Annotated in this window: 10 protein-coding genes; 8 read left to right on the forward strand and 2 right to left on the reverse strand. The window is 34.9% G+C overall.

Translation table 11 applies throughout. The features are described from left to right. Nucleotides 1-218 precede the first annotated feature (218 nt). From zupT to ACESM9_RS08740, 3 genes are all read left to right on the forward strand, one after another. Nucleotides 219-1031, forward strand: coding sequence for a zinc transporter ZupT (gene zupT, locus ACESM9_RS08730; protein ID WP_372997337.1), 813 nt, complete (start codon nucleotides 219-221; stop codon nucleotides 1029-1031). Between the two features lie 85 nt (nucleotides 1032-1116). Then, nucleotides 1117-2652 carry a cardiolipin synthase gene (gene cls / locus ACESM9_RS08735; RefSeq protein ID WP_372997339.1) on the forward strand — a complete coding sequence of 512 codons (1536 nt, stop codon included), beginning with the start codon at nucleotides 1117-1119 and terminating at the stop codon, nucleotides 2650-2652. Nucleotides 2653-2697: 45 nt separating this feature from the next. Beyond that, nucleotides 2698-3513: a glycosyltransferase family 8 protein gene (locus tag ACESM9_RS08740; protein WP_372997341.1), complete on the forward strand. Its 816-nt coding sequence runs from the start codon at nucleotides 2698-2700 to the stop codon at nucleotides 3511-3513. Between the two features lie 25 nt (nucleotides 3514-3538). Here ACESM9_RS08740 and ACESM9_RS08745 read toward each other — a convergent pair whose 3' ends face one another. Beyond that, complete coding sequence (locus tag ACESM9_RS08745; RefSeq protein ID WP_372997343.1) at nucleotides 3539-4903, reverse strand: MATE family efflux transporter; 1365 nt, start codon at nucleotides 4901-4903, stop codon at nucleotides 3539-3541. A 202-nt stretch (nucleotides 4904-5105) separates the two neighbouring features. On the opposite strand from ACESM9_RS08745, the gene ACESM9_RS08750 reads away from it, so the two are divergent. The 5 genes from ACESM9_RS08750 to ACESM9_RS08770 all read left to right on the forward strand — a co-directional run bounded on the left by ACESM9_RS08750 (nucleotide 5106) and on the right by ACESM9_RS08770 (nucleotide 10049). Then, nucleotides 5106-5615, forward strand: coding sequence for a TetR/AcrR family transcriptional regulator (locus ACESM9_RS08750; protein WP_372997345.1), 510 nt, complete (start codon nucleotides 5106-5108; stop codon nucleotides 5613-5615). 12 nt (nucleotides 5616-5627) lie between these two features. Further along, on the forward strand, nucleotides 5628-7454 hold the full coding sequence (gene ftsH / locus ACESM9_RS08755) for an ATP-dependent zinc metalloprotease FtsH (protein WP_372997347.1): 1827 nt from the start codon (nucleotides 5628-5630) through the stop codon (nucleotides 7452-7454). A gap of 78 nt (nucleotides 7455-7532) precedes the next feature. Continuing rightward, a complete protein-coding gene (locus tag ACESM9_RS08760; RefSeq protein ID WP_372997349.1) occupies nucleotides 7533-7874 on the forward strand; it encodes a carboxymuconolactone decarboxylase family protein in 342 nt (113 codons plus the stop codon). A 34-nt stretch (nucleotides 7875-7908) separates the two neighbouring features. Continuing rightward, on the forward strand, nucleotides 7909-8190 hold the full coding sequence (locus ACESM9_RS08765; RefSeq protein WP_372997351.1) for a hypothetical protein: 282 nt from the start codon (nucleotides 7909-7911) through the stop codon (nucleotides 8188-8190). A 128-nt stretch (nucleotides 8191-8318) separates the two neighbouring features. Beyond that, nucleotides 8319-10049 (forward strand): S-layer homology domain-containing protein, encoded by a 1731-nt coding sequence (locus ACESM9_RS08770; protein ID WP_372997353.1) that lies wholly within the window; start codon nucleotides 8319-8321, stop codon nucleotides 10047-10049. Between the two features lie 99 nt (nucleotides 10050-10148). Here the strand turns inward: ACESM9_RS08770 and ACESM9_RS08775 are convergent, their stop codons facing one another. Continuing rightward, complete coding sequence (locus ACESM9_RS08775) at nucleotides 10149-10394, reverse strand: hypothetical protein (RefSeq protein ID WP_372997355.1); 246 nt, start codon at nucleotides 10392-10394, stop codon at nucleotides 10149-10151. Nucleotides 10395-10584: the final 190 nt, after the last annotated feature.

Below are 10584 nucleotides of genomic sequence, written 5' to 3' on the forward strand. Positions count from 1 at the left end.
CCGATAAGTAATATAATGATGAAGCTTACATTATAATATAGCATTATTATATAATAACTAATACATACCGTTGTAAAAACTCTATGGCTTTTATTGATAAAAGTCAATAACCTGGCTTATGGTTTTAAATATCAAGAAGTAACTTCTTGAAATGTGTGTAGTTAGAAGCTAAAATATAACAAATAGAAATGGATACTATACTGCAATGGAGGTTTATTATGGATATAAGCTTGGATAGATTATTACTGGCATTTGGCCTAACACTACTTGCAGGTTTAGCTACCGGTATAGGAAGCTTATTAGCCTTTTATACAAAGCAGACAAATAAAAAGTTTTTATCTGCTGCACTTGGATTTTCAGCAGGTGTAATGATTTATGTTTCAATGATAGAGATATTTGCTGAGGCAAGAAAATCTTTGGAAGCATACTATGGTCCAGGTAAAGGTTATTGGATTACTACTATAGCTTTTTTTGCAGGTATAGCACTAATAGCATTGATAGATAAATTTGTGCCATCTGCCGAGAATCCTCATGAGATGAAGGATGTAAAAGATATGAAAAAAACTGATGAAAAGGATTCGGATTTGCTCAGATTAGGACTGTTTTCTGCTTTAGCCATAGCTATTCACAATTTTCCCGAGGGTCTGGCTGCTTTTACTAGCGCCATACATGACCCGACTTTAGGTTATAGTATAGCCATAGCCATTGCAATTCATAATATCCCCGAAGGAATAGCAGTTTCTGTTCCTGTATTTTTTGCCACAGGTAATAGAAAAAAGGCATTTATGTATTCTTTTCTATCAGGCTTGTCTGAACCAGCAGGAGCAATTGTAGGTTATTTACTTCTTATGAGATTTTTTAATGAAGCAATGTCTGGATTGGTGTTTGCAGGGGTTGCAGGAATTATGGTATATATATCACTGGACGAACTCCTTCCTACAGCAGAAAAATACGGAGAACACCATATTGCAATTTATGGACTTATTCTAGGCATGTTAGTTATGGCGGTAAGCCTTTTGATGTTTGCATAAGAATTAATACTTTAATGAAAGAGGCTTTAGATTTATAATTTATTTAGAGGATTGAACCAAAATTTATATTTAAGAGTTGATTAGCATGAAATATATAGTAAAATTTTTGTTTCATAGAGTATGTTTTCTAATACTTGCAGTACTGATACAAATATTTGTTCTGTTAAGCGTAATAATAAAATTTTATGATTATTTCGCTTATTTCTATGGAGCAAGCATATTAATAAGTATAGTAGTTATATTGCTTATATTAAACAATAAGAGTAATCCGGTGTATAAAATTGCTTGGATTATTCCTATTTTGGTATTCCCAATTTTTGGCGGGCTTTTCTATGTGTTTCTTGGTGCTAACAAATTGAGCAAACGAATGAGACTTAGGATGAAGTCAATCGTTGACAAGACAAAAGCTGCTCTAAAACCAAAACCGCATATTCTTGATGAGATGAAAGCATATAATGAAATTGCAGCAACTCAATCAAAGTATATACAAGATTATGCATACTATCCTCCTTACTGCAACTCATTCAGTGAGTATCTGTCTATAGGTGAGCTGAAATTCGAGCGATTGAAGGCTGAGTTGAAAAAAGCTGAAAAGTTCATATTCCTGGAATATTTCATCATTGAAGAAGGTGTTATGTGGAACAGCATACTGGATATACTTAAGCAGAAAGCCGAGGAAGGGGTAGATGTAAGAGTAATATACGATGACGCAGGTTGCATATTCAAGCTGCCTTATGGCTACGACAAAAAGCTTGAAAGCATGGGAATAAAATGTCGCGTATTCAACCCTTTAGTTCCTCTATTATCTACCAGGATTAACAATAGAGATCATAGAAAGATTGCAATAATTGATGGACATACAGGTTTTACCGGCGGTATAAATTTAGCAGATGAGTATATAAATGAATATGAGAAATTTGGTCATTGGAAGGATTCGGCCATAATGATTAAAGGGGAAGCCGTATGGAGCATGACTGTTATGTTTCTCTCAATGTGGGATTATCTGGAGGGAATCAATGAAGATTTCAATAAGTTCAAGCCAGAAATGGAACCATTGGAAGAAAGCTGCAAAGATGGATATGTTCAGCCTTTTGCTGATAGCCCTCTTGATGATGAGACAGTGGGAGAAATAGTTTATCTCAACTTGATAAATAAAGCCAGGAAATATGTCTATATCACTACTCCTTATCTTATCATTGACAATGAAATTATAACTGCATTGACTTCAGCTGCCAAAGGAGGAGTTGATGTACGAATAATTACTCCTTATTGGGGAGATAAATGGTATGTTCATGAGGTTACCAGATCCTATTATAGGACTCTTATAGAGAGTGGTGTAAAAATATATGAGTATACTCCCGGTTTTATCCATTCCAAAACCTTTGTGGTAGATGATGAATATGGTGTTGTTGGTACAATAAATATGGATTATAGAAGTTTATTCTTACATTTTGAATGTGGAGTCTGGATGTATAAATGCAGAACCATAAAGGACATAAAAAAAGACTTTACAGACACTTTAAAAATGTGCCAAGAGATCACAATAGAGGATTTGAATCAAATTACATGGTATAGGAAATTGGTAAGAATGATTTTACGTATTTTTGCTCCTTTGATGTAGATAAATGCAATGATTTAACAGCTTGTATAAAGAGGGGGTAAGACTATGGTGAATCTGCTTGTTACTTTAAATTCCACATATATTAAACCTTTAAAAATTATGCTGAAATCTCTTTTTATAAATAACAAGGAAGTAAGATTCAATATATATTTAATGCATTCAAGACTTAATGATGATGAAATCGAGGATCTAAACAATTATATTCAGAGCCATGAAAGCTTACTGCATGTAATCTATATTGATGATAATTGTTTTGCAAATGCTCCCATACTTTTACATTATACAAAAGAAATGTATTATCGGTTACTGGCGTTTAAGTTTTTACCCCAGGACATGGATAGGATATTATATTTGGATCCCGATATCCTTGTGATCAACCCTGTCAATGAATTGTATAATATTGATATAAATGACTATTTGTATGGAGCTGCATATCATGATAAGACTACAATTAAGGAGATAAATAAACTAAGGCTTTATCCCTATGAAATAGATGCTTATTATAATTCTGGAGTTCTATTGATGAACCTGGATAATCAGAGGAAGCTTATTGATGAGGAAACCATATATCAATTTGTACAGGAGAATAGGACAAAGCTTATCATGCCTGACCAGGATATTCTTAATGCATTATATGGAAAGAAAATAAAGGCTCTGGATGAAAAATTATATAATTACGATGCCAGATACTATCGCTACTACAAGATAATGAGCGGCGGAGAATGGGATATGGACCAAGTCATAAATAATACTGTGATACTACATTTTTGTGGCAAGAAAAAACCATGGCATAAAAACTACAGCGGAGTGTTCCACTCATTGTATAAACACTATGAAAAATTAGCCTTCAAAACAATATAAGAAATGCTTCCAATGGAAGCATTTCTTACTTCTTTTCTGAAAGCTTATCTGCTTGCTTAAGTTCCTTCAGCACATCTGCAATCAATATAATAGCCAGTATAAAGGTGAAAAAATCTGCTATGGATTGGCTGGTCTGTATACCCATAATACCTATTATTCGAGGCAGTATTAATATAGCAGGTATGAAAAACAATCCTTGTCGACCTGCGGCAACTATAGAACCTCTCCAGCCATAACCCAAAGACTGAAGAGTCATATTTACTATGACTGTGAATGAATGAAGCGGCATTACCAGGCATTGAAATCGCATAGTCTTTGAACCGATCTGTATAACTTCTGCATCATTGGCTCTAAAAACGGTTATGATATCTGGAGCAAATATGAAGCCTATTAAAGCAAATATTGATAATCCTATAAATGCAATTTTGGCACAAAACCAGAAAGCTTCCAATACTCGGTCATATTTCTTTGCTCCATAATTAAAACCGCAGACAGGTTGATATCCTTGACCAAAGCCTATTAAAGCAGAATTAATAAACATGACTATTTTTGTTACTATGGATACAGCTGCAATAGCAGAATCCCCGAAGGGGGAAGCAGAAATATTCATAAGGATAGTTGCAAAACTCGCAAGACCCTGTCTATAAAAGGTAGGCATTCCTGTTTTTAAAATCTCTTTGTACATTTCCAAGGAAAATCTATAATTAGATATTTTTATCTTAATGCTTCCATCTATGTAATTGCATTGAGCAAATAGAATGATAAAGCTTATAAGCTGACTTATAATTGTGGCAATGGCTGCACCAGATATGCCCATATCAAAGACGAAGATAAAAATTGGGTCAAGTATCATGTTTAAGACACCGCCTGTGGTTATTCCAAGCATTGATCTTACAGCATTGCCCTGAGAACGCAATATATTATTCAAAACAAAAGAACCGCACATATAAGGAGCACCGATCAATATGTATTTGCCATAATCTTTAGCATAAGGTGCAATGGTTTCAGTAGCGCCGAGGAAAATAACTAATTTATCTATAAACAATAGGCCAAATAAGGCAAGTAGTAAACCCATGGTTAGGGCAGTAAAAAAAGCTAAGGCACCTGCTTGTTCCGCGCTCTTCACATCTTTTTTTCCAAGACTGCGGGAAATAAAGCTGCCACAGCCCATACCAAAGGTAAAGCCGATAGCCTGTATTATTGCCATAAGGGAAAAAATAACACCTACAGCAGCTGCTGCACTGGTACCTATTTGGCTAACAAAGAAAGTATCAGCCATATTGTATATGGAAGTTATAAGCATGCTTATAATGGTGGGTACTGCTAATTTTGGTATCAGGACATGGATAGGAGTTTCAGTCATCATTACAAATTTCTCATTTTGTTCCATATATGCGCCCTCACAAAACACATAATTTATCTTGCGTATAATGCACGAAGTATATTAAAAGACGAATCCATCAAATATTATATCATATATTTAACAATATAGCGCAAATTAGAAGCAGATTTTACAATATATTGACACTAAGTGTAGCATTTGATAAAATAAAACTGTACCGTCCAGACGGTCGGGAGGAGTTGATAAGCATATGGATATTTCTATAAAGGAAAAGATATTGTGCGAAGCAAATAAAGTAATTGCCAAGAAAGGATTAAACTGTTTCACATTAGAGGAGGTGGCCAAAGAAGCAGGTATTAGCAAAGGGGGACTGTTATATCACTTTCCCAGCAAGGATAAATTGATACAAGGCCTAATAGAGTATTATATGGAACAGTTTGATAAAAAAATAGATAGAACCAGGTGGTTGTCATCCTTGATTGAGCAACATTTCAATTACGATTCAGTTGACACCACTTGTATGACCGGATTGTTGGCAGCGGTTGCAATGAATCAGGAATTACTGCAACCAGTAAGAGAGAATCGCAGGGTATTGCTGGAGAAAATTTATGAGCTAAAGGACCCGACTTTGGGAATGATTATTTGTCTTGCCTGTTATGGCATGGCATTTTCAAACCTATTCGGCATAGATGTATTTTCGAAGAAAGATATGCAAAAAATTCATGATAGATTAATTGATTTGTCACAACAATTATTATAGGGAGGGAAGCATATGTTACCTAATAAAGAAAATTTGCCTAAATTTATTGCTATTGCATTGATAATTACTTTGGGAATAAACATGTTGACATCATTTATTTCCCAGTCAGCATTTCAAGAGATAGATTACAGCACATTTCTGAAAATGGTTGACAATAATGAAATTGAGTCTGTTCAAATCACTGAAGACAGAATACTGATAGTACCTAAATCAGACAAAAATACTCCTTTAGTAGAAAGAAAGATGTACTATACAGGCAAACTGGATTATCCAGATCTTGTAGATAAGCTATATAATGCTGGAATAACATTTAAGCCGGTTCAGAATAGGCAGTCTCCAATTATGAGCTTTCTGCTTTCCTGGGTTCTTCCCTTCGGGATATTCTATCTATTCAGCTCAATGCTCATGGGGTCCCTTAGTAAAAAAATGGGCGGCGGCGCCATGTCTATAGGGAAAAGCAATGCTAAAGTTTATGTACAAAAAAGTACAGGAGTTACCTTTGATGACGTGGCAGGACAAGAAGAGGCTAAGGAGTCTCTTCAGGAAATTGTAGATTTTCTTCACAGTCCTGGCAAATATACAAAGATAGGGGCTAAGCTGCCGAAAGGGGCTCTCCTGGTAGGACCTCCTGGTACGGGGAAGACTCTTCTAGCAAAGGCTGTGGCAGGAGAAGCCAAGGTTCCTTTCTTTTCCATATCAGGATCTGATTTTGTAGAAATGTTTGTAGGTGTCGGTGCTGCCAGAGTCAGGGACTTGTTCAAGCAGACAGAGAAGCAGGCGCCGTGCATAGTATTCATAGATGAAATAGATGCCATAGGAAAGAGCAGAGAAGGCACTATAGGAGGCAACGATGAAAGAGAACAGACACTAAATCAGCTCCTTGCAGAAATGGATGGTTTTGACTCTTCCAAAGGTGTTGTTATACTTGCAGCTACTAACAGGCCTGAGGTTCTTGATAAAGCACTATTGAGACCTGGCCGTTTTGACAGAAGGGTAATAGTTGATAAACCTGATTTAAAGGGTAGAGAAGAGATATTAAAAGTCCATGCCAAAAATTATGCAATAGATGAAAACGTAAACCTGAAAGAAATTGCCTTAGCAACTGCAGGAGCTGTAGGAGCAGATCTGGCCAATATGGTGAATGAGGCAGCTTTAAGAGCAGTAAAAATGGGAAGAGACAAGGTACGCCAGGATGACCTGTTTGAAGCAGTGGAAACTGTCATAGCAGGTAAGGAGAAAAAAGACAGGGTTATGACACAAAATGAAAAGAATCTGGTTGCTTTCCATGAAGTAGGTCACGCATTAGCTTCAGCATTGCAAAAGAAGACACAGCCTGTCCACAAGATCACTATAATTCCTAGAACTATGGGTGCCTTGGGATATACTATGCAGATGCCTGAGGAGGAAAAGTACCTAATGTCAAAGGATGAAATACTGGAACAAATAGTTGTTCTTCTTGCAGGTAGAGCTGCTGAGGATTTAGTTTTTAATGAAATAACTACGGGAGCTGCCAATGATATAGAAAGGGCTACTCAACTGGCAAGGCAGATGGTAACCATATATGGTATGTCTGACAAATTTGGCATGATGGGACTGGAATCTATACAGAATAGATATCTAGACGGCAGACCTGTTAGAAATTGCTCTGACGAAACTGCTGCAGAAGTTGACGATGAGGTTCAGAGAATATTAAAAGAATGCTATGAGAAGGCAAAAATACTTCTTAAAGATAACATGGAGGCATTGGGCAAAATAGCTTCATATCTTATTCAAAAAGAAACTATAATGGGTGATGAATTTATGGAGATTTTGAATTCAATACCCCAGAAAATGGATTAATTGAAAATAAAATGTTTATAAAAAAAGTTTTTACACATAATACACCTTAGAAATATTATTTTATAAGGTGGAGATACTGTGAGAGATTATTTTGACAACCTGGATGTTATTGAAAAAAACCTCAAATACCTAACTGATAAGCATGGCGACATATATAAGGCCTATGAAAACTATGGCAAGCTAGTCCATGAAAAAGGTGGCCCATTAGATGAAAAAACCCGATGGCTTATAAAAGTAGCTTTATCTGTAGATTGCCAATATCCATATGCACTAAGGACCCATATACAAAAGGCACTTAAAAGTGGCTGTACTAAGGAAGAAATAGAACATGCAATGCTGCTTGTGGCTCCAACCTGTGGTTTCCCAAAAATGATGCAGGGATTGTTAATACTAAGGCATATTTTGGGGGAAGATATATAGTAACTTAGTACTATTATAGGGAGGAGTATAGCAGATGTATGGGAATATTCTAGAAAGAAGAATTGTAGACTACGATGGCCACAGTATGGTTCTTGAAATTGCAGACAGTGAATATAACACAATATATGACGGATATAGCGATGATATAGCTATGGAGATAGTAAATAATTATTTGCAGTACAGAAGCGATGACGGCAGGCCGTCAAATGTCCACATCCAACATGATGATGTAAATAATATAGTGAGGATTTACGCTGATATTGATTACCTGGGGAATGATCATACAACATATAGAGGCCACTGGGAATTAAGGTAGGGATTATAGAGTAGAGCCTTACTTTTTTACTAAAGGTAAGGTTCTATTTTTTTACTGTTAATTTCCTCATTTATGTAATATAATATAAATTATTGAAATAGAAAAAACTAATTTCAGGGGGTTTAAGAATGAAAAAGATTTTTGTTGTGCTTCTTATTCTTATTATGCTAAATACGAGTATGGTTTATGCTGAACCATCTGAGCCTTCTTATTTTATGGGACATTGGGCGGAATATCAATTAAAGGATTGGGTGAATAGAGGATTAATCCCAGAGGATGTAAAGATTGCTGAATATGATCCAGACCAAAAAATTACAAGATATGAATTAGTTTCTTTAATCAATAGATTATATCAATTTAGTGAAACAACTCAACAGCTAGAGTTTAAGGATATATCTAAGGAATCAAACCCACTGGTTTATGAAGAAATTATCAAGGCAGTAAATGCAGGCTATATTGAAGGTTTTGAGGATGGAGAATTCAAACCAGAAGAAAATATTACAAGACAGGAAATTGCAATGATAATTTCAAAGGTCGAAAAGCTTGAACCAGTCGCTGATTCTGAAATATTGAAGAGTTTTACTGATGCTGATGAAATACCTGAAAAAAGCAGAGGATACATAGGTGCAGTAGTAGAAAAGGGTTATATGAAAGGTACATCAGATAATAGTTTTAATGCTTTAGATACAATATCAAGGGCAGAAGTAATATCCATATTAGATAGGGTTGCCACAAAAAGCATTACAGCAACAGAAGCAAAGCCTTTGTTTGATGCGTTAAAAAAACAGCAGGAGTTAAAAGAAGTTGAAAGTAAAAGCACCATAAGCTTAAACTTTAATGCTAGTGGTTTACCACAAAATGAACAGGAAGCAATTGATGCTATATCAAATATTATAAACAGTTTAAAATTTGAGGTTGACTCTAAAGCTATAACAAATGATGACGCATCGAAAGTGGTAGCAGAAGCAAAGATTAACGCAATAGCTGATGGAATGGGCATAGGTATGACAGTATGGGTAGATATGGATATGTCTGGTGACACTCAGAAGTTTATAGAAATAATACAGATTCCCCAATTGATTGGTAGTTTTTTGCCTGAAGAATTTCAAGGCAAGAGCTATATCGTAATGGATTTATTAAAGCCCGAAGGTTCTACAAATATTATTGATATGAAATTTATAGAAAATGCTAAGAAATTACAGGGACATACGATGAAGATTCTTGAAAATATCATTGATGATCCCGCCAACAACCTGGGAGATGTAATTAAAAATAGAGGAATTAAAATAATAGAAACTCCTGAAGGTAAAGAGGAGGCAATGATTTATCAGATTAAACTAGATGATAGAGACTTTAAAGTACTTTTGAGAAACTTGATCAATGAGATGGCAAAAGACGAGGTATTAATTGACTTTATAAAAGACTATATTAACATGATGAAACAATTTGATACAAAAGAAGAAAATAGAGCTATATATGAGGATTCAATAAAAAGCATTGATAATGACATGGATGTATTTTTAGTTTATTTCAATATAATTATGGATGCTTTTGATAAAGTTACTCTAATAGGTGATAGAGGTATTGTAACAGATTATGTAGTAAATAACGAAGGTTATGTTGTTAATACAAAAGGAAATGCAGATATTGTATTGAATTTAGGTGAGATTAAAAGGGCTTTCGCTGGAATATCAGGCAATGCAGAATCCGATGAAATAGATGCAAGAGAATTTTGTATCTATATAAGCTTTGACACTGATTTGACAAATATAAACGGCGATATCAAGATAGAATTGCCAGAGATTACAGAAGAAAACTCATTAACTATTGATGCAATGAATGAAGCCATTTCAAAATAATTATGGATGAATTTGCAGAAATAATTGCAGCACAAGCTGGTACTAATGAAGAAGTTGATGGAAATTAAACAAACTAGCCGGGGATTTCCCCGGCCTTTCTTATCTCAGCTTGCTTTTTAGAGATTGTAATTGATTTTCCAAATCAGCGATTTGACGTTTGATCTCATCTTGATTTTGCTTACTAGCTATCTGAGATGCTTTCGTCAAAAAGAGGGAACCAAGAGCTGTGAAAAGATTACCTAGCACATTATTATCATCTTCACTTAACTCGTCTCCAATACATATGGTTATTAAGACAGCTATTATTATAAATAAGTTAGAATTAATAAAAGAAGAACTTGACATAGCCTGGCCCTCCTATCTTCAATAATATAATATGGACTTACATGGAAATTGTTACATAACATAATAGTAAAACACTATCTCCATATGATATGATATACTTTAGAAGATTAAGCTAGAGATATTATGAAAGGTTGAGATATTGATGCTGTTTAGCAGGGATTATGATGACAGATTTAAAGTAATATATAAG

The sequence above is a fragment of the Lutispora sp. genome (assembly GCF_041687175.1).
GTDB lineage: Bacteria > Bacillota > Clostridia > Lutisporales > Lutisporaceae > Lutispora.

Excerpts from the sequence above, each read along its gene's own strand:
- zupT (WP_372997337.1), top strand. The coding sequence starts at position 219 with ATGGATATAAGCTTGGATAGATTATTACTGGCATTTGGCCTAACACTA.
- cls (WP_372997339.1), top strand. The coding sequence starts at position 1,117 with ATGAAATATATAGTAAAATTTTTGTTTCATAGAGTATGTTTTCTAATA.
- ACESM9_RS08740 (WP_372997341.1), top strand. The coding sequence starts at position 2,698 with ATGGTGAATCTGCTTGTTACTTTAAATTCCACATATATTAAACCTTTA.
- ACESM9_RS08745 (WP_372997343.1), bottom strand. The coding sequence starts at position 4,903 with ATGGAACAAAATGAGAAATTTGTAATGATGACTGAAACTCCTATCCAT.
- ACESM9_RS08750 (WP_372997345.1), top strand. The coding sequence starts at position 5,106 with ATGGATATTTCTATAAAGGAAAAGATATTGTGCGAAGCAAATAAAGTA.
- ftsH (WP_372997347.1), top strand. The coding sequence starts at position 5,628 with ATGTTACCTAATAAAGAAAATTTGCCTAAATTTATTGCTATTGCATTG.
- ACESM9_RS08765 (WP_372997351.1), top strand. The coding sequence starts at position 7,909 with ATGTATGGGAATATTCTAGAAAGAAGAATTGTAGACTACGATGGCCAC.
- ACESM9_RS08770 (WP_372997353.1), top strand. The coding sequence starts at position 8,319 with ATGAAAAAGATTTTTGTTGTGCTTCTTATTCTTATTATGCTAAATACG.
- ACESM9_RS08775 (WP_372997355.1), bottom strand. The coding sequence starts at position 10,394 with ATGTCAAGTTCTTCTTTTATTAATTCTAACTTATTTATAATAATAGCT.